The sequence below is a fragment of the Pseudomonas mendocina genome (assembly GCF_900636545.1).
Classification (GTDB): Bacteria; Pseudomonadota; Gammaproteobacteria; order Pseudomonadales; family Pseudomonadaceae; genus Aquipseudomonas; species Aquipseudomonas mendocina.
In genome coordinates this window covers 1,141,626-1,159,526 of record NZ_LR134290.1, presented here as the reverse complement: position 1 = coordinate 1,159,526, position 17,901 = coordinate 1,141,626, and the positions used below count along the sequence as shown (strand labels likewise).

Here is a 17,901-nt window from a genome sequence, read left to right as displayed (position 1 = left end):
ACGCCAGGAACCACTACAACGCCCGCCGGGCAAAATCGCGTGGACGGAATCCCAATATCAGCAGCATGCCGAAGTAGGCGACCAGCCCGGCCACCACCAGCGCGCCTAGACGCACCAGGCGTACGAACATCTCCCCTTCCGCCCAGGCTGGCATGACCTGCAGCAGCCCCAGCAACACCGCGACCATCACAGCGACTGCGACCACCAGCTTGAACAGGAACACGCCCCAACCAGGCAAAGGCCGGAAGATGTCGGCACGGAGCAGTTGCCAGTACAGCAGGCCGGCGTTGAGGCAAGCTGCCAGGCTGATCGCCAGCGCCAGGCCGACGTGCGCCATCTCCAGACCGAATACGAACAGTGCGTTCATCGCCTGGGTCGCCAGCAGGCTGATCACGGCGATGCGCACCGGGGTCTTGATGTTCTGCTGGGCATAGAAGCCCGGCGCGAGGATTTTCACCAGGATCAGCGCCAGCAGCCCGACCGCATAGGCCATCAACGCCTGCTGCGTCATCAGCGAGTCGTTGGCGGTGAACTTGCCGTACTGGAACAACGACACCACCAGCGGCTCGGCGAGAATGGCCAGCGCCAGGGTGCAAGGCAGCACCAGCAGAAAGCACAGACGCAGGCCCCAGTCGAGCAGACGCCGATACTCATCGCGATTCTTGCTCGCATAGGTCTTGGAAAGCGCCGGCAGCAGGATGGTGCCCAGCGCCACGCCCAGCACACCGGAGGGCAACTCCATCAGGCGGTCGGCGTAATACATCCAGGACACCGAGCCGGCAACCAGGAAGGAGGCGAAGACGGTGTTGATGATCAGGGAAATCTGGCTGACCGATACGCCGAAAATCGCCGGCCCCATCTGCTTGAGTACCCGCCACACGCCCAGATCGCCGAAACTCAGGCGCGGCAGCACCAGCATGCCGATCTTTTTCAGGTGCGGCAGTTGCCAGAGCAATTGCGCCAAACCACCGGCCAGCACCGCCCAGCCCAACGCCATGATCGGCGGATCGAAATAGGGTGTCAGGAACAACGCGAAGACGATCATGCTGACGTTCAGCAACGTCGGCACGAATGCCGGTACCGAGAAGCGATTCCAGGTATTGAGAATGGCGCCGGCCAGCGATGACAGAGAGATCAGCAATATATAAGGGAAGGTCACCCGCAGCAGGTCGACGGTGAGTTCGAAGCGCTCGGCCTCGTCAGCGAACCCCGGCGCCGTGGCCCAGACGATCCAGGGTGCAGCGAGCACGCCGATGGCAGTGACCAGCGCCAGCACCAGGGTCAGCAAACCGGAAACGTAGGCGATGAAGGTGCGCGTGGCCTCCTCCCCCTGCTGCATCTTGTATTCGGCCAGAATGGGCACGAAGGCCTGCGAGAAAGCGCCCTCGGCGAAGATGCGGCGCAACAGGTTGGGCAACTTGAACGCCACCACGAAGGCATCGGACGCCACGCCAGCGCCGAAGGTACGGGCGATGATGGTATCGCGCACGAACCCCAGCACACGCGAGACCATGGTCAGTGAGCTGACGGCAGCCAGGGATTTGAGCAAATTCATGGGGTGTTTCGGCTTCCATAAAGGGTTGCAGTAGCGGACAATCCGCCACCCAACGAAGGCGACGAGTGTAGCGAGCCACCACTGGTCAGGCCAGCACAGGAAAGCGTCATCGGACTTGACAGAAGGCAGATGGATCGGCATGATTCGCGGCCTTATTTGTCGTAACCCCCCAGTTTTCGAGGAGCTTGACGGTGGCCAACTCACCTTCTGCCAAAAAACGCGCCAAACAGGCTGAGAAGCGCCGTAGCCATAACGCCAGCCTGCGCTCGATGGTTCGTACCTACATCAAGAACGTGGTCAAGGCTATTGCTGCCAAGGATCTCGAGCTTGCCAAGACCGCTTACACTGCAGCCGTTCCGGTCATCGACCGCATGGCTGACAAAGGCATCATCCACAAGAACAAAGCCGCTCGTCACAAGAGCCGCCTGAACGCGCACATCAAGGCGCTGGGCGAAGCTGCTGCCGCCTAATCGCGACAGGTTCTTGAAAAACCGGCCCTTGAGGCCGGTTTTTTATTGCCTGCATTTTTCATGAATGTCGGATCGCAACGAATCGCGGACACGCCTGCCCCACCACAAGCCTCGCCCCCCTGCCGCCTGAACTGTCGGCTTGCGCCCCCCCCGTGGGAACTGTCTCGACTGCGAAGCTTTTCCTGCCGCGATTCACAGACAAGTACGCGCTCACAAAAAGCGGGCCCAAAAAATGCCCGCCTCCTCGATGGAGAGCGGGCATTTTCGTTGCCGTCGGAAATCAGCCGCGAGCAGCCTTGATCACCTCGATATAAGGCTCGGCGTTGCGCTGGTCCTGAATCAGCGCAATGAAATCATTGCCCTGCGCATCGGTGGCAGAGAGGTCGTAGCCTTCGGCTTTGAAGAAACCCACAAAACGCTCGAAGTCATCGATACGCAGACCGCGGTAAGCCTTGACCAGCTTGTGCAGCGAAGGCGGCGTGGCGTCCGCTGGTTCCACCGCAAGGAACAGCTTGATCGAGTCATCGCTGATTTCTTCGCCAATCACCTGCTTCTTGTCTTTACGCATCGCCCGCTCCCGCCAGCATTACAGAGGGCCGGCAGTGTACCGCCGAGCCACGCGCGGCTCAACGCAAAGCCGGCAAGGCTAACACCCGAACAATCGACACAACAGCAGACCTAGGTCATGCCGCAGCGCATGGTCTGGCTCCTATAATGCGCCAAGCCACTAGGGAGCCAGCATGTCACGTCAATCGTTACCGCTGTTCGCCGCCTGGCGCCAGACTCTGCGCGCGGGCTACTCTTGGAAGACCCTGCGCGGGGATCTGAGCGCCGGTCTGACGGTCGGCATCATCGCCATTCCACTGGCCATGGCGCTGGCCATCGCCGTAGGTGTAGCGCCACAACATGGGCTCTACACGGTACTGATCGCCGCGCCACTGATCGCACTGTGTGGTGGCTCGCGCTTCAACATATCCGGGCCCACTGCGGCGTTCGTGGTGATTCTGCTGCCGATCACCCAGCAATACGGGCTCGGCGGCTTGCTGCTGTGCACCTTGATGGCCGGCATCATCCTGATCTGCCTTGGCCTACTGCGCGCCGGTCGCCTGATCGAGTTCGTGCCCTACCCGGTGACGCTGGGTTTTACCGCCGGCATCGGTATCGTCATCGCCGTCCTGCAGATCAAGGACCTGTTTGGCCTGCATCTGGCCGGCGCCCCTCAACACCTGCTGGAACAGCTGAATCTTCTGGCACACGCATTTCCCAGCCTGCAGCCCGGCGATACCCTGGTTGGCGCCGTGTGCCTGGCGACGCTGCTGATCTGGCCGCGCCTGATGCCGAAGATCCCAGCGCATCTGGTAGCACTGGCGATCGGCGCGCTACTGGCACTGGCACTGGAGCGCCTGGGGCTGCCCGTAGCGACATTGGGCGAGCGCTTCAGCTATCAGCTCGACGGCATCGAATATCCCGGTATCCCACCCTTCCTGCCAGACCTGGCGTTACCCTGGAACCTACCGGGTGCCGACGGCCAGCCATTGGTGCTGTCATTCGAACTGATCCGCCAACTGCTGGCACCGGCATTCGCCATTGCCATGCTCGGCGCCATCGAGTCACTGTTGTGCGCGGTGGTGGCCGATGGAATGACCGGCAGCAAGCATGATCCCAACGCCGAATTGATCGGCCAGGGTCTGGGCAATCTGGCTGCGCCGTTCTTCGGCGGTATCACCGCCACCGCGGCCATTGCCCGTACGGCCGCCAACGTGCGTGCCGGTGCGTTCTCCCCACTGGCGGCACTGGTTCATGCGGGCGTGGTGCTGGCGGCGATTCTGTTACTCGCGCCGCTGTTCAGCTATCTGCCCATGGCTGCCCTAGCGGCACTGCTAATGATGGTGGCGTGGAACATGAGCGAGCCAAACCATGTCGTCCATACGCTGCGCATCGCGCCACGCAGCGATGTGCTGGTACTGCTCACTTGCCTGGTACTGACGGTGCTGTTCGATATGGTGCTGGCCGTGGGCGTGGGCCTGCTGCTGGCGGCCGGCTTGTTCATCAAGCGCATGAGCGAACTGACCGATACCGCGGCGCTGAATCGGCAGCAACGTCAGGCCTTGCTGGATCTGCCCGAGCACGTGCTGGCTTACGCCATTCGCGGCCCGCTTTTCTTCGGCGCGGCAGAAAAGGCGTTGAGCGTGCTGCGTCGCTTCACTCCTGGGGTGAGAGTCGTCATCGTCGATATCAGCGCGGTGCCACTGCTGGACATGACTGCCATTGCCGCTTTGGACAACGTGCTGCGCGACTACCGCCAGCAGGGTGTGGCGCTGATCCTCAGCGGCCCCACCGCGCAGGTAAGGCTGCAACTACGCCGCGCCGGCATCCACCGGCGCGCCGGACAGTTGGCTTACGTTCACGATCTGCTGCAGGCACGGAAGAAAGCCCTGCGCTGGCTGGATGACACAGCACCGAAGGCCCTAGCCGAGTAGGGCGCGCCATGCGCACTGAGGAGCATCAATAAAGCCGGTGCGCGCAGCGCCCCCTACGCGCTACAACCGCTTACAGCCCCTTGACCGCGAAGATGCCGGCGGCGTTGCGCCAGTAGCCCTTGTAGTCCATGCCGTAACCGAAGATGTAACGGTCAATGCACTGCAGGCCCACGTAATTGGCTTTCAGATCCGGACGCGCCTTGCGGTCATGCTCCTTGTCGATCAACACCGCGGTATGCACGGCACGTGCACCGGCATGGCGGCAGAAATCGATGATCGCACCGAGGGTGTGCCCTTCATCGAGGATGTCGTCGACGATCAGCACATCGCGGTCGATGAAGGAAACTTCCGGCTTGGCCTTCCAGAACAGTTCGCCACCGCTGGTTTCATTGCGATAACGGGTCGCGTGTAGATAGGACGCTTCGAGCGGGAAGTTCAGCTTGGTCAGCAGTTTGCCGGAGAAGATCAGGCCGCCGTTCATCACGCAGAACACCACCGGATTGCGCTCGGCCAGCTCGGCGTTGATCTGGCTGGCAACCCTGTCGATGGCCGCTTCCACCTCGGCTTCGGTGAACAGGCAGTCGGCTTCCGCCATGATTTGGCGAATGTGCGCGAGATCGGCGGACATGATGAATTCTCTCTTGATCGGCTGATGAGTGGCGGCGAACAGCCCGAAAGCTGATCGACTCGTCAAATAAAAGCGGGCAAAGGTACAGACCCGTGCAACGCTTGCCAAGTATCGACTGACCAGCGTAGCCGATGCACGTCGGCGAGCACCGTGACTCATCAGTCACCCACCACTTGGCACAAGCAATGCTTTAATCTAACGCGATTTTTCCCAGAGCCCCGTTGGAGATCCCAGCCCATGCCCACTCGCGAGATCCGCCACCCGCTGATCCGTCACAAGATCGGCCTGATGCGCCGCGCCGATATCAGCACCAAGAATTTCCGTGAGCTGGCCCAGGAAGTGGGCGCCCTGCTGACTTATGAGGCCACCAACGACTTGCCTCTGGAAGCCTACGACATCGAAGGCTGGGCGGGCACCGTTCAGGTGGAGAAGATCGCCGGCAAGAAGATCACCGTAGTCCCCATCCTGCGTGCCGGCATCGGCATGCTCGACGGCGTGCTCAGCCTGATTCCCGGTGCCAAGGTCAGCGCAGTGGGCGTGGCACGCAACGAAGAGACGCTCGAAGCACACACCTATCTGGAGAAGCTCGCTCCGGAAATCGACTCGCGCCTGGCCCTGATCATCGACCCGATGCTGGCCACCGGCGGCTCGATGGTCGCCACCATCGACCTGCTGAAGAAGGCCGGCTGCAAGGACATTCGCGCCATGGTCCTGGTTGCCGCTCCCGAGGGCATCAAGGCAGTCGAGCAGGCTCATCCGGATGTGACCATCTTCACCGCCTCAATCGATCAGTGTCTGAACGAACACGGCTACATCATTCCGGGCCTGGGCGATGCCGGCGACAAGATCTTCGGCACCAAGCAAAAGGACGCCTGACATGTCGCAAACGGAATTCAACGATCCACTGTGGCGCCAGGGCATCTCCGGCGCACAGATGCTGTTCGTGGCCTTCGGCGCGCTGGTACTGATGCCACTGATCACAGGCATGGACCCCAACGTCGCGCTGTTCACTGCCGGCATCGGTACCCTGCTGTTCCAACTGGTCACCAAGCGTCAGGTACCGGTGTTTCTGGCCTCCAGCTTTGCCTTCATCGCGCCGATCCTGGCAGCCAAGGGCGAGTTCGGCCTACCCGCCGTGATGGGGGGCGTGATCGCCGCCGGCCTGGTCTACATCCTGCTGTCGGCACTGGTCAAACTGCGCGGCCCCAACTTCATCGACCGCCTGCTGCCCCCCGTCGTGATCGCGCCGGTGATCATTTCCATCGGCCTGGCGCTGTCGCCGGTCGCGGTGAACATGGCCATGGGCAAGGCCGGTGATGGCAGTGTCGAGCTGCTGCCCTACAGCACCGCGATGATGATCTCGATGCCAGCTCTGATCACCACCCTGCTGGTCGCCGTGCTGGGCCGTGGCATCTTCCGCCTGGTGCCGATCCTGGCGGGTATCGCAGTCGGTTGCGCCATCGCCGCCGTGCTCGGCGTAATCGACACCAGTGCCGTCAGCCAGGCCTCCTGGCTCGCCGTACCCAACTTCATCGCACCGGAACTGCACTGGGGCGCGATCCTGTACATGGTACCGGTCGCTCTGGCGCCAGCCATCGAGCACATCGGCGGCGTGGTCGCCATCGGCAACGTCACCGGCAAGAACTTCGTCAAGCAGCCCGGGCTGCACCGCACCCTGCTTGGCGATGGCCTCGCCACGTCGGCAGCCGGCCTGTTCGGCGGCCCGCCCAACACCACCTACGCCGAAGTGACCGGCGCGGTGATGCTGACCAAAAGCTACAACCCGAAGATCATGACCTGGGCCGCGGTATTCGCCATCGCCCTGGCCTTCATCGGCAAGTTCGGCGTAGCCCTGCAGAGCATCCCGGTACCGGTGATGGGCGGCATTCTCTGCCTGCTGTTCGGCTCCATCGCCGTGGTCGGCCTCAACACACTGATTCGTCACCAGGTCGACCTGTCCGAAGCGCGCAACCTGATCATCGTTTCGGTGACCCTGGTGTTCGGCATCGGTGGCATGGTGATTGGCGGCAAGGAATTCGCTCTGTCAGGAATTTCCCTCTGCGCGATCAGCGCCCTGCTGCTCAATCTGGTGCTGCCGGGCGGTGCCGGCTGGCGCAAGCGGGACGCAGAAGAAGCTTGACTCCGTGCCAATAAAAAGCCCGCGGTCATCGCGGGCTTTTTCGTTTGCAGCGGCGCTAAGACCTACCAGCCAACACCGAAACCCAGAGTGTAGCGGGTTTCGTCCAGATCACCCTCGGCACCGCTGACCATATCCTTCTCGGCCTTCATGTTCAGCGACGCCCAATCGGTCACCTTGTAACGCAGACCAACTTCGGCATCCAGGGTGTAATCGGCAACCCCTTCAAGGGGTTTACCCAGCTCGCCGACACTGAACAATTCGACGGTCTTGCCGATCAGGTAGCGGTTGTAGTCCCACTTCACGCTCAGCGCATAGAAGCGGTCCTGCTCACCATTGCTGTAGCGGTAATCGCTACGGTTGGCCAGGGTGGCGATGGAGAACGCGCCCAGCTCGTCATCCCAGAACTGGTAACCAGGGCCGGTACCGAGGGTGCGCTGACGCTGCACTTCCTCAATGAGGTCGCGCTTGTACTCGAAGCGTCCCTGCCAGAACCATTTCTCGGAGAGGAAACGGTCGAGCGCGTATTCGGCGCTCCAGTTGTCGGTGCTGACCACGTCGTTCTTCAGCTCGCGGTTATAGTCGGCAATTGCGTTATGCCGCCAAAGACCGTGACGGGCCTGGGTCTTGATATCGACGTCGTAGTCGTCGGAGTCACGCTCGCCGCGCTTGTAGTCCAGACCAAGGTCGATATTGCCCTTCCAGGTGAAGTCCTCCACCAGCGGCTTGGGTTTCATGATCTGCTCGATCTGCGCCAGATCGATGGTCTTGGGCGCCTCGCCATTGGCCAACGTGACCTTGCCGGGCTCGGCGGCCAGCAGCGACTTGGCACGCTCACCGTCAACCGGACCGAGTTTGACCAGCAGTTCGTGGTCGCTCTCCAGTGTGGCGATCTTTTTCCAATCCAGCGGGATGGAACCGCCGTAATCGGTTTCCAGCAGCAATTTGCTGCCGTCGAAGAAGCGGATGGTGCCGGAAAGGCGATCACCGTTCTTCAACCAGACGGTATCGGCGAAAGCGGCAGAACTGCACAGAGCGATGCTCAGGCCTAGCAGGGACAGTGATGTAGAGCGCGACATAAGTTGGGCAATGGCGTTGGTGGGCGAAAGCCGGGCATTATCCGCAACCCCGGCGCCAGAGCAACAGCTGACCGGGACTGATTCGCAGAGTTCAGCTTTTTCCGTCGAACGGTGCTCTGTCGAGGGGCTTCACCAACCGACGCCCACGCCGATCAGGTAATGCCGGTCCGACACCGTACGCCCCTGTCCACGCAACTGGTCCAGTTCATACAAAAGAGAAAGGCGCGCCCACTGATTGAGCCGATAGCGCAAGCCGAACTCACTATCGAGCACGTAGTCGATCTCATCGATGTGCGGAACCTGCAATTCGGCATTGGCGTAAAACTCCAGTCGCGTGCCCCACAGCAGACGCTTGTAATCCAGTTCCAGCGACGTCGTGTTGAAGGCCAGGTCGGCTATATCAGACTCAAGGCGTACACGGTTGAACTGACCAATCAAATCGAAGCGCCCCAGTTCGTCATCCCAGAAACGATACCCAGGGCCGGTACCGACGATGCGCTGGCGGTCGACCGTTTCGAACTCGTCCTCGGCCTGCTCCACGCCAACCCGCCAGAACCAGTGCTCGGAGAGAAAACGGTCGAGGTCGTATTCCAGCTCCCAGTTGTCCTCGACCTTCCTGTCGTTCTTGGTTTCGCGCTCCAGTTCGCCACTGAGCACATGGCGCCAGCGCCCGTGTTCGATGCGGGTATCACCCTTGAGCTTCCATTCATCGACATCGTTCTGGTTGCGCTTCATATCCAGCTTGGCGTCGAGGTTGCCCTCCCAGAGGCGGTCTTCCAGCACTGGCCGCGGCGGAATCAGCCGTTTGATCTGCGCCAGCGGCAGGGTGTACTCGCGCTCCCCCTGCACTCGGACCATGCCCGCCCCGGCTGCTGCCAATCTTTCGCTGCGTTCGTTGTCGAAACCGCTGCGCCTTACCAGCAGGGGCTTGTCCGAACTCAGGGTATCGATATCCTTCCAGTCGATCAGCACCTGGCCGGCATACTTGGTCTTCAGCGCCAGCTTGCCGCCATCGAGCAGGATGATTTCACCGCTCAGGCGGTCACCGTTGTTCAGCCAGACGGTATCGGCCCAGAGCGGGGCTGCCAGGGTGAAAAGGAACAAGGCGATCAGCGCGCGCATGATAAGGATGAACCCTATGGGCAAGACGAAACTGCCAGAGTCTGCATGGCAGGCACCGCCACCGGCAAGCGCGGAGGCGCGCCGCGAAGCGCTGTACCTGGTGCTGGCGCAAGTGCCGACAGGCAAGGTCATCAGCTACGGGGAACTGGCACAGCTCGCCGGCCTTGGCCGAGCTGCACGCTGGGTCGGTCGCACGCTGAGCCAATTGCCCGACAGCACCACGCTGCCCTGGCATCGTGTGATCGCCGCTGGCGGACGCCTCAGCCTGGCCGCCGGGAGCCCCTCTGGTAACGAACAACGGGCGCGCCTACGCGCAGAAGGCATCAGCATCCTGAACGAACGTGTGGATATGCGTCGTCACGGCTGGCGCCCGATGGAGCACAGCAGTTAGAGTGCGCCCTACGAACCACCCCTGCCCAGATTCGAGCCTGATGCCACGCAAATCCTGGCGAGACGCCCTCGCCACCTATGCCAACCCCGCCACACTGGCTCTTCTGCTTCTGGGTTTCGCCGCCGGCCTGCCCTACATGCTGGTGTTCTCGACCCTTTCGGTTTGGCTGCGCGAAGCCGGTGTGGCACGCGAGACCATCGGCTTCGCCAGCCTCATCGGCCTGGCCTACGCCTTCAAGTGGGTCTGGGCGCCGATGCTCGACCAGTGGCGCCTGCCGCTGCTCGGCAAACTCGGCCGGCGCCGCTCCTGGCTGGTGCTGTCGCAAGGCCTGGTCGCCATCGGCTTGATCGGCATGGCCAACTACGATCCGCAGACGCATCTATCGACGCTGATCGCCCTCGCCGTGCTGGTGGCCTTCGCATCGGCCACCCAGGACATTGCCATCGACGCCTACCGCCTGGAAATTCTCGGCGATGAGCATCAGGCTGCGCTGGCCGCCGCCTACATGACCGGCTACCGCGTCGCTGCGCTGCTGGCAACCGCCGGTGCGCTGTACTTTGCCGAAGGCTTCGGCTCAACCGCCAAGAACTACCAGTTCAGCGCCTGGACCGGCACCTATATGGTGTTCGCCCTGCTGATGCTGCCAGGCCTGCTCACCTCCATCTGGATGCGCGAGCCACCTGCGCCGCCACACATCCATGCGGCACCACCCAAGCACGGTTTCTTCCACCAGTTGCTGGCGATCAGCGCGGTCATCGTGCTGATCATCTCCGTGCCGACCATGTTCATCCAGTTCTACCAGAGCGACCTGGTGCCCATGCTGCTGGGCGACGTCAGCATGCAGGAATTGCTCTACAACGACCGCGCCTTCCTGCGCGCCATGCTCTACAGCACCCTGGCCTGCGTGTGCGCCTCCGGGCTGTTCTGGGGCGGCCTGGCGCCCGTGCTGAAAACCGCCGCGGCGAAGTACGGCTTCTTCCACCAGCTGCTTTCCGTGCTGCTGCTGATCATCCTGCTGATCTCCATTCCCGCGATGGTCACCCAGTTCTACGAAAGTGACGTGACCCTGCTGCTCCAGGGCCTGATAAGCCTGCAAGAGCTGCTGTACTACGACCGAGCCTTCCTCCGCGCACTGCTTTATACCCTGCTCACCGGCCTGTCCATCTCCAGCCTGTTCTGGGGCGGCATGGCGCCGGTGCTGACGCCGGTCAACGACTTCATCGTGCGTTATCGCTGGCAGGCATTACTACTGCTAAGCCTGATCGCCACCTATCGCCTGTCCGATACGGTAATGGGCGTCATGGCCAACGTGTTCTACATCGACCAGGGTTTCACCAAGGAACAGATCGCCAGCGTCAGCAAGCTCTTCGGCCTGGTGATGACCCTGCTCGGCGCGGGTGCCGGCGGCCTGCTGATCGTGCGTTTCGGCATTATGCCGATCCTGCTGATCGGCGCAGCGGCGTCGGCGGCAACCAACCTGCTGTTCATGCTGCTGGTGGGCATGGGCCCGCACCTGAACATGCTGATCGTCACCATCAGTTGCGACAATTTCAGCGCCGGCCTGGCCACCTCGGCATTCGTCGCCTACCTGTCGAGCCTGACCAACCTGAAGTTCTCGGCCACCCAGTACGCCCTGCTCAGCTCCATCATGCTCTTGCTGCCACGTCTGATCGGCGGTTATTCCGGAGTGATGGTCGAACACCTCGGCTATGCCCATTTCTTCCTCGCCACGGCGCTGATGGGCATCCCGACGCTGCTGCTGATCGTCATTCAGTGGCGCCGCGACAAGCGCCAGCCGCTACCCGAAACGCCGCCAACTGCGGTCGAAAAGGCCTGATCAGCAGACAGAAAAAAGCCCCGGATCGACCGGGGCTTTTTCATTGCATCGCGCCTTACTCGGCCTTGGCCAGATGCACCACACGTTGCGGGAAGGGAATACCGATGCCGGCCTCGATCAGGCGTTCCTTGGCCTGCTCGGTGAAGGCGAAGGTCACCGGCCAGAAGTCGCCGGTCGCGACCCATACACGCAATGACAGATTCACTGCGCTGTCACCCAGACCGGTGACGAACACCACCGGCGCCGGGTCGAGGTGTACCCGAGGGTCCTTGGCGATATCCAGCAGTACCTCACGCGCGAGCTTGATGTCGCTGGAATAATCGATGCCGATATTGATGTCGGCGCGACGGCGCGGCTCACGCGAGTAGTTGGTGATATGGCCGTTGGAAAGCGCACCGTTGGGTACGATCACCACCTTGTTGTCGCCGGTCTTCAGCGTGGTGTGGAAGATCTGGATGCTGTCGACACTGCCGGATACGCCCTGAGCCTCGATCCAGTCGCCGGCACGGAATGGACGAAACAGCATGATCAGCACGCCGCCCGCGAAATTGGCCAGGCTGCCCTGCAGCGCCAGACCGATGGCCAGGCCTGCCGCACCGATCATGGCGATGAAGGACGTGGTTTCCACCCCGACCATCGAGGCCACGCTGATCAACAACAGAATGCGCAGTACGATGCTGACCAGGCTGCCGATGAAGCTGCTCAGCGCACGATCGACCTTGCGTGCCTCGAGCATGCGCCCGATGCTGGTGGTGAGCCTGCTGATCAGCCACCAACCAATCAGCAGGGTAATCACCGCCAGGGTCAGCTTGCCGCTGTACTCCAGCACCACGGGCAGCCAGGCCTCGGACAGCTTGACCAGTTCGTCGACGTTCATCTCCATAGGGGTGCTCCCGTTTTTCCCGTACATGAAACGAAACCGCCATGGCATGCCATGGCGGTCAGAATGCTATCAACCTAGGCTGCGACGCCTCAGCGCCACAGAGGTTCAATCGCGGAAGTTGTTGTACTGCAGCGGCATGCCGAATTCGTGACCGCGCAGCAAGGCGATGGCTTCCTGCAGGTCATCGCGCTTCTTGCCGGTGACACGCACCTGCTCACCCTGGATGGCGGCCTGCACCTTGAGCTTGGCATCCTTGATGTGGGCGACGATTTTCTTCGCCAGCTCCTTGTCGATGCCTTCGCGGAAGGTGACCTCCTGCTTCATCACCTTGCCCGAAGCGTAGGGTTCCTTGGTTTCCATGCACTGGCAGTCGATCTTGCGCTTGACAAGACTGCTGCGCACGATGTCGAGCATCTGCTCGAGCATGAACTCGGCTTCGGCGGTCAAGGTCAGCGCCTTGTCCTTGCTCTCGATGCTGCACTTGCCGCGCAGGTCGAAACGGCGGTCGAGTTCCTTGATGGCGTTGTCGACCGCATTGGTCAGTTCGTGTTTGTCCAGTTCGGACACGACGTCGAACGAAGGCATGAGAGGGCTCCTGATGGACGGCGCGATCCTCTTCACGGAGTGAACGCGCCTGACTTGACGATAACTTTGGCGGGCCCATTATAACCAGACTGAAATACGCCGTTTGGCGTCCTTCCTCTCTGCCTGTGAGCCCGCACCATGCCCAACCCCCATCTCAGCATCCTGGTAGTGGACGACGCCAAGTTTTCCAGCGCCATGATCGGCCGTGCACTGAGCCAGGCCGGCTACCAGGATGTGCGCTTCGCCAGCAGCGCCAGCGAAGCGTTGCAACTGCTGGAACAGCGCCCGGCCAGCGTACTGCTGGCCGACTGGCTGATGCCTGAGATCGATGGCTTGGAGCTGACCGCCCGGGTGCGCCAGTTGGACGAGACGGCCGACCACTACACCTACATCATCCTGCTGACCGGCAAGGAAGGCGAAAACGTTCTGGGCGAAGCCTTCGACCGCGGCGTCGATGACTTCATCAGCAAGGCAGCGATGAACGAACAGTTGGTGCCACGCGTCTACGCTGCCGACCGGCTGTGCAACACCTTGCAGCGCCTGCTGCACGAGAACCGCATGTTGACGCAGAACATCGCCAGCCTGGAGCGGCGTAATCTCGTCGATCCGCTTACTGGACTGGGCAACCCGCGCTATCTGCGGCAGAAGCTTACCGACAGCCTGCGCCAGATCGAGTCTCGTGGCGGCGCCGTCTGCTACCTGCTGATCGGCCTGCAGGATGCCGGACAATTGCGCAGCCAGTATGGCGATCGGTTCTTCAACGAACTGCTGCACGGCGTAGCGCGCCGCCTGCAGCAACTGGTGCGGCCGCTGGATGTGCTGACCCGCCTGGATGACAACCACTTCGGCCTGATCACCCTGCTCGAAGACCTGCACGAATGCTCGCCAAGCAGCTTCAAACGCCTGCATGAAGGGCTGAATCTCAAGGCATTCAAGACCAGCGAGGGCTTCATCACCCTCAAGGCTGGTATCAGCCTGGTCGGGCTGGACGCCAAGGCACTGCCTACCGATCCCGAGCAATTGATCCAGCATGCGGACAAACTGCTGGCCGAGTCATACGCCAGCGGCCGGGTAGCTGCCATGCGCCTGCCCCTGCCGTGACCTGGCACATCCTCGGCGCGGGCAGCCTCGGCAGCCTCTGGGCCACTCGCCTGGCTCGTGCCGGCATGCCGGTCCGATTGATCCTGCGCAACCCGCAACGACTCGAGGCCTATCGACAGGCTGGCGGCCTGACGCTGATCGAAGCGGGCCAGCCCGCGCAGTACGCCATCCCCGCGGAACTACCGCAGGCGCAGACGCCGATCCATCGCCTGCTGCTCGCCTGCAAGGCCTATGACGCGCGAAGCGCGGTGGCCAGCATCGCCCAGCGTTTGGCCCCGGGCGCCGAACTGCTGCTGTTGCAGAATGGCCTGGGCAGCCAGGATGAAGTCGCCCAGCAACTACCCGAACAACGCTGCCTGTTCGTCTCCAGCACCGAAGGCGCCTTTCGCCCCGCCGACTTTCAGGTGGTGTTCGCCGGCAATGGTCACAACTGGCTGGGCGACCCCGGCGACCCTCGCCCCCTAGCCTGGCTGGACGAGCTGCAACGCGCCGGCATCGCCCACCAGTGGAGCACGGATATCCTCGCGCGCCTGTGGCGCAAGCTGGCGCTCAATTGCGCGATCAACCCGCTCACTGTGCTGCACGACTGTCGCAATGGCGGCCTGAGCGAACACCCGGCCGAAGTCGCCATCCTGTGCACTGAACTCACGGAGCTGCTGCAGCTCTGTGGCCAACCGGCTGCGGCGGACAACCTGCACGAGGAAGTGCAACGGGTGATTCATGCCACCGCGGCAAACTACTCCTCCATGCACCAGGATGTAGCCCTGGGTCGCCGCACCGAGATCAGTTATCTGCTTGGCTACGCCTGTGCCGCTGCGCATCGCCATGGGTTGCAGTTGCCGCACCTGCAGCATGTGCAACAGCGCTTGCTTGAGCATCTGCAAGCACGTGGCCTGCCAGTGAACTAGCGGGCCAGGCCGTGGCAATGACAGCCCTGGCGCGCTAACCTGCCCGCTCTACTCGCCACAGCGATAAGCTCATGAGATTGCGTCAGCGCCTCGAAAACCTGCCGGTTGGCCGCAAACTGCTTGCCGCGCTGCTGGTGCTGCTCGCCGCGGTGATGCTGGTGGCCAACCTGGCGTTCATCAGCGCAGCCTACTGGATCACCCAGGAGAGCATGGCGCCACAGGCCCTGCACACTCTGGGTCGGCTCATCGCCAGTCAGACACTGAGCAAGGAGGCCCTGCACTCATCAGCCTCGGCCGAGGCGGTGCTCAAGCGCCTGGACGATTATGCGCCGCTGCGTGCAGCGGTCATCTATGACAGCAACGGCAACAGCCTGGCACAACTGCAGCGAGGGGAAAAACTGCAGCTGCCACAACAGCTCAGCCAGCTGCAGAACTGGCGTGACACCGCCTTTCGCACCAACCTGCTGGTTGACCTGCCGCACCCCAGCGGTCGCCCCGGAGCGCTGCTGCTGGTCGCGTCCAGCGAGCTGCCCAGTGTCTTCTATACCGGCACCCTGACCGCCAGCCTGGTAATCCTGGCGTTCAGTGTGCTGCTCTGGCTGCTGGTGGCCAAACAGATCAAACGCCTGGTAACCAAGCCCATCCGCCGCCTGGAGGAACTGTCCCGCCAGGTTACCCGCGAAGAAAACTATGCGCTGCGCGCCAACCGCGGTCACCAGGATGAAATCGGTAGCCTGGCCGACGCCTTCAATACCATGCTGATGCGCATGGAAGCGCGTGAACAGCAACTCAAACGCGCGCGCGACGACGCCCAGCAGGCCTTCGATCAGGCACAGAGCCTGGCCGAGGAAACCCGCCACTCCAACCGCAAGCTGGAGCTGGAAGTCCAGGTGCGCAGCAAGATCGAGAAGAAGCTCACCGGCTTCCAGAATTACCTCAACAGCATCATCGACTCCATGCCTTCGGCGCTGATTGCCCTCGACGAGCAGCTGTACGTAACGCAGTGGAATCAGGAGGCCAGCACGCTATCCGGCACGCGCCTGGAAGAGGCTCTGAACCAGCCAGTGTTCCTCGCCTTTCCACCACTCAAGCCGTTCCTCCCCCAACTCAAGCGCACCGCCGAACAGCACAGGGTGGAAAAGATCGAGCGCGTAACCTGGCACAAGGACGAAGAGCCCCATCACTACGCCCTGACCTTCTACCCACTGATGGGTGGTGCCGGGCGCGGTGTGGTGATCCGCATCGACGACATCACCCAGCGCCTGGCTCTCGAAGAAATGATGGTGCAGTCGGAAAAGATGCTCTCGGTCGGCGGCCTGGCCGCAGGCATGGCACACGAGATCAACAACCCGCTCGGCGCCATCCTGCACAACGTGCAGAACATTCGCCGACGTCTGTCACCGGACCTGGAGAAGAATCTCGAACAGGCCGAACAGGCGGGTGTCAGCCTGGCCGCCATCCAGCACTACATGGAAGCGCGCGAGATACCGCGCCTGCTCGACGGTATCCAGCAGGCCGGCCAGCGCGCCGCCAAGATCGTCAGCCACATGCTCAGCTTCAGCCGACGCAGTGACCGCCAGCTCTCGCCCTGCGATCTGCCGGCGCTGATCGACCAGGCGCTGGAGATCGCCGGCAATGACTTCGACCTGGCCGACAGCTTCGATTTCAAGACGCTGGAAATCGTGCGCCAGTTCGACCCGCTGCTGGGGCCGGTAGCCGGTACCGCCAACGAACTGGAACAGGTGCTGCTCAACCTGTTGAAAAATGCCGCCCAGGCCATCCACCAGCGCGACGAAGAGGCCGAGCCCGGCCGCATCATCCTGCGCACCCGACAAGCCGGCAACTGGGCAGAAGTGCAGGTGGAAGACAACGGCACGGGCATGAGCGAAGCCGTGCGCAAGCGCATCTTCGAACCCTTCTTCACCACCAAGGAGGTTGGCCAGGGCACCGGACTCGGCCTGGCGGTCTCCTATTTCATCGTCACCAACAACCACAAAGGGCAAATGGAGGTGCACTCCACGCCGGGCCAGGGCACCTGTTTCACCCTGCGCCTGCCACTGGCTTCGCTGCCCGAGCACACAGGACTCTGAACCATGGGCTTTCGCCTTTCGAAGATCTACACCCGCACCGGCGACAAGGGCGAAACCGGCCTCGCCGATGGCCGTCGAGTCGGCAAGGACCATCCGCGCATCGAAGCCATCGGTGAACTGGATACGCTAAACAGCCAGCTGGGCCTGCTGCTCGCCGGCCTCGATGAAGCCGCAGCGGCCAGCCCCGGCCTCAAGGAGATCAGCGAGGTGTTGAGCCCCTGCCAGCATCGCCTGTTCGATCTTGGCGGCGAACTGGCGATGCCCGAGTACCAAGCCCTGCAGCCAGAGGAAATCGAACGTCTGGAGGCTGTTATCGATCGCTGGAACGATGAGGTCGGGCCGTTGGAGAACTTCATCCTGCCCGGCGGCTCCAGGCTGATCGCCCAGGCTCATGTCTGCCGCAGCTTTGCCCGCAGCGCCGAGCGCCGTTGCCAGCATCTCAATGCCGTTGAGCCGCTGCGCGCCGAGGGCCTGGCCTACGTCAATCGCCTATCCGACCTGCTGTTCGTGGCTGCCCGTCTGATTGCCAGGCGCCAGGGCGTGGCCGAAGTACTGTGGAAAGCCGCAGACAAGCCGTAGAAGTGCGCCAGACCTATAGCGAATTCATTCGCGGTCATCGCAGACTCGGCGCCATC

Annotated in this window: 17 protein-coding genes; 10 read left to right on the top strand and 7 right to left on the bottom strand. The window is 62.2% G+C overall.

The window, feature by feature from the left end:
• Positions 1–13: 13 nt before the first annotated feature.
• Positions 14–1,555 carry a murein biosynthesis integral membrane protein MurJ gene (gene murJ / locus EL191_RS05275; RefSeq protein ID WP_041977014.1) on the bottom strand — a complete coding sequence of 514 codons (1,542 nt, stop codon included), beginning with the start codon at positions 1,553–1,555 and terminating at the stop codon, positions 14–16.
• A 191-nt stretch (positions 1,556–1,746) separates the two neighbouring features.
• On the opposite strand from murJ, the gene rpsT reads away from it, so the two are divergent.
• Positions 1,747–2,025: a 30S ribosomal protein S20 gene (gene rpsT / locus EL191_RS05270; protein WP_003243036.1), complete on the top strand. Its 279-nt coding sequence runs from the start codon at positions 1,747–1,749 to the stop codon at positions 2,023–2,025.
• Between the two features lie 280 nt (positions 2,026–2,305).
• Here rpsT and EL191_RS05265 read toward each other — a convergent pair whose 3' ends face one another.
• Complete coding sequence (locus tag EL191_RS05265; protein WP_013714177.1) at positions 2,306–2,593, bottom strand: PA4642 family protein; 288 nt, start codon at positions 2,591–2,593, stop codon at positions 2,306–2,308.
• A gap of 172 nt (positions 2,594–2,765) precedes the next feature.
• Between EL191_RS05265 and dauA the strand changes: the two genes are divergently transcribed.
• Positions 2,766–4,505, top strand: a complete 1,740-nt coding sequence (gene dauA, locus EL191_RS05260) for a C4-dicarboxylic acid transporter DauA (protein WP_041977011.1) — start codon at positions 2,766–2,768, stop codon at positions 4,503–4,505.
• Positions 4,506–4,575: 70 nt separating this feature from the next.
• Here the strand turns inward: dauA and EL191_RS05255 are convergent, their stop codons facing one another.
• Positions 4,576–5,133: a hypoxanthine-guanine phosphoribosyltransferase gene (locus EL191_RS05255; RefSeq protein ID WP_013714175.1), complete on the bottom strand. Its 558-nt coding sequence runs from the start codon at positions 5,131–5,133 to the stop codon at positions 4,576–4,578.
• 237 nt (positions 5,134–5,370) lie between these two features.
• Between EL191_RS05255 and upp the strand changes: the two genes are divergently transcribed.
• Together upp and EL191_RS05245 are read left to right on the top strand one after the other, a co-directional pair.
• Entirely contained in the window at positions 5,371–6,009 is a 639-nt protein-coding gene (gene upp, locus EL191_RS05250; protein WP_041977009.1) for a uracil phosphoribosyltransferase, read from the top strand.
• 1 nt (position 6,010) lies between these two features.
• Complete coding sequence (locus EL191_RS05245; protein ID WP_013714173.1) at positions 6,011–7,273, top strand: uracil-xanthine permease family protein; 1,263 nt, start codon at positions 6,011–6,013, stop codon at positions 7,271–7,273.
• A 62-nt stretch (positions 7,274–7,335) separates the two neighbouring features.
• Here the strand turns inward: EL191_RS05245 and EL191_RS05240 are convergent, their stop codons facing one another.
• Together EL191_RS05240 and EL191_RS05235 are read right to left on the bottom strand one after the other, a co-directional pair.
• Positions 7,336–8,349 carry a DUF481 domain-containing protein gene (locus EL191_RS05240; RefSeq protein ID WP_041977006.1) on the bottom strand — a complete coding sequence of 338 codons (1,014 nt, stop codon included), beginning with the start codon at positions 8,347–8,349 and terminating at the stop codon, positions 7,336–7,338.
• A 129-nt stretch (positions 8,350–8,478) separates the two neighbouring features.
• A complete protein-coding gene (locus EL191_RS05235; RefSeq protein ID WP_013714171.1) occupies positions 8,479–9,471 on the bottom strand; it encodes a DUF481 domain-containing protein in 993 nt (330 codons plus the stop codon).
• Positions 9,472–9,487: 16 nt separating this feature from the next.
• On the opposite strand from EL191_RS05235, the gene EL191_RS05230 reads away from it, so the two are divergent.
• Both EL191_RS05230 and EL191_RS05225 read left to right on the top strand, forming a co-directional pair.
• Positions 9,488–9,862, top strand: coding sequence for an MGMT family protein (locus tag EL191_RS05230; RefSeq protein ID WP_017361308.1), 375 nt, complete (start codon positions 9,488–9,490; stop codon positions 9,860–9,862).
• Between the two features lie 40 nt (positions 9,863–9,902).
• Positions 9,903–11,699, top strand: coding sequence for an AmpG family muropeptide MFS transporter (locus EL191_RS05225; RefSeq protein WP_041977004.1), 1,797 nt, complete (start codon positions 9,903–9,905; stop codon positions 11,697–11,699).
• 55 nt (positions 11,700–11,754) lie between these two features.
• Here EL191_RS05225 and EL191_RS05220 read toward each other — a convergent pair whose 3' ends face one another.
• Positions 11,755–12,582 (bottom strand): mechanosensitive ion channel family protein, encoded by an 828-nt coding sequence (locus tag EL191_RS05220; protein ID WP_041977002.1) that lies wholly within the window; start codon positions 12,580–12,582, stop codon positions 11,755–11,757.
• Between the two features lie 105 nt (positions 12,583–12,687).
• A complete protein-coding gene (locus tag EL191_RS05215) occupies positions 12,688–13,167 on the bottom strand; it encodes a YajQ family cyclic di-GMP-binding protein (protein ID WP_013714167.1) in 480 nt (159 codons plus the stop codon).
• A gap of 138 nt (positions 13,168–13,305) precedes the next feature.
• On the opposite strand from EL191_RS05215, the gene EL191_RS05210 reads away from it, so the two are divergent.
• From EL191_RS05210 to EL191_RS05195, 4 genes are all read left to right on the top strand, one after another.
• Positions 13,306–14,268: a GGDEF domain-containing response regulator gene (locus EL191_RS05210; protein ID WP_017361310.1), complete on the top strand. Its 963-nt coding sequence runs from the start codon at positions 13,306–13,308 to the stop codon at positions 14,266–14,268.
• Positions 14,265–15,176 (top strand): putative 2-dehydropantoate 2-reductase, encoded by a 912-nt coding sequence (locus EL191_RS05205; RefSeq protein ID WP_041977000.1) that lies wholly within the window; start codon positions 14,265–14,267, stop codon positions 15,174–15,176. Before EL191_RS05210 ends, EL191_RS05205 begins: the two co-directional genes overlap by 4 nt.
• A 71-nt stretch (positions 15,177–15,247) precedes the next feature.
• Positions 15,248–17,266 (top strand): HAMP domain-containing sensor histidine kinase, encoded by a 2,019-nt coding sequence (locus tag EL191_RS05200; protein WP_041976998.1) that lies wholly within the window; start codon positions 15,248–15,250, stop codon positions 17,264–17,266.
• Between the two features lie 3 nt (positions 17,267–17,269).
• Complete coding sequence (locus EL191_RS05195) at positions 17,270–17,845, top strand: cob(I)yrinic acid a,c-diamide adenosyltransferase (RefSeq protein ID WP_041976995.1); 576 nt, start codon at positions 17,270–17,272, stop codon at positions 17,843–17,845.
• Positions 17,846–17,901: the final 56 nt, after the last annotated feature.

Excerpts from the sequence above, each read along its gene's own strand:
- murJ (WP_041977014.1), bottom strand. The coding sequence starts at position 1,555 with ATGAATTTGCTCAAATCCCTGGCTGCCGTCAGCTCACTGACCATGGTC.
- EL191_RS05265 (WP_013714177.1), bottom strand. The coding sequence starts at position 2,593 with ATGCGTAAAGACAAGAAGCAGGTGATTGGCGAAGAAATCAGCGATGAC.
- dauA (WP_041977011.1), top strand. The coding sequence starts at position 2,766 with ATGTCACGTCAATCGTTACCGCTGTTCGCCGCCTGGCGCCAGACTCTG.
- EL191_RS05255 (WP_013714175.1), bottom strand. The coding sequence starts at position 5,133 with ATGTCCGCCGATCTCGCGCACATTCGCCAAATCATGGCGGAAGCCGAC.
- upp (WP_041977009.1), top strand. The coding sequence starts at position 5,371 with ATGCCCACTCGCGAGATCCGCCACCCGCTGATCCGTCACAAGATCGGC.
- EL191_RS05245 (WP_013714173.1), top strand. The coding sequence starts at position 6,011 with ATGTCGCAAACGGAATTCAACGATCCACTGTGGCGCCAGGGCATCTCC.
- EL191_RS05240 (WP_041977006.1), bottom strand. The coding sequence starts at position 8,349 with ATGTCGCGCTCTACATCACTGTCCCTGCTAGGCCTGAGCATCGCTCTG.
- EL191_RS05235 (WP_013714171.1), bottom strand. The coding sequence starts at position 9,471 with ATGCGCGCGCTGATCGCCTTGTTCCTTTTCACCCTGGCAGCCCCGCTC.
- EL191_RS05230 (WP_017361308.1), top strand. The coding sequence starts at position 9,488 with ATGGGCAAGACGAAACTGCCAGAGTCTGCATGGCAGGCACCGCCACCG.
- EL191_RS05225 (WP_041977004.1), top strand. The coding sequence starts at position 9,903 with ATGCCACGCAAATCCTGGCGAGACGCCCTCGCCACCTATGCCAACCCC.
- EL191_RS05220 (WP_041977002.1), bottom strand. The coding sequence starts at position 12,582 with ATGGAGATGAACGTCGACGAACTGGTCAAGCTGTCCGAGGCCTGGCTG.
- EL191_RS05215 (WP_013714167.1), bottom strand. The coding sequence starts at position 13,167 with ATGCCTTCGTTCGACGTCGTGTCCGAACTGGACAAACACGAACTGACC.
- EL191_RS05210 (WP_017361310.1), top strand. The coding sequence starts at position 13,306 with ATGCCCAACCCCCATCTCAGCATCCTGGTAGTGGACGACGCCAAGTTT.
- EL191_RS05200 (WP_041976998.1), top strand. The coding sequence starts at position 15,248 with ATGAGATTGCGTCAGCGCCTCGAAAACCTGCCGGTTGGCCGCAAACTG.
- EL191_RS05195 (WP_041976995.1), top strand. The coding sequence starts at position 17,270 with ATGGGCTTTCGCCTTTCGAAGATCTACACCCGCACCGGCGACAAGGGC.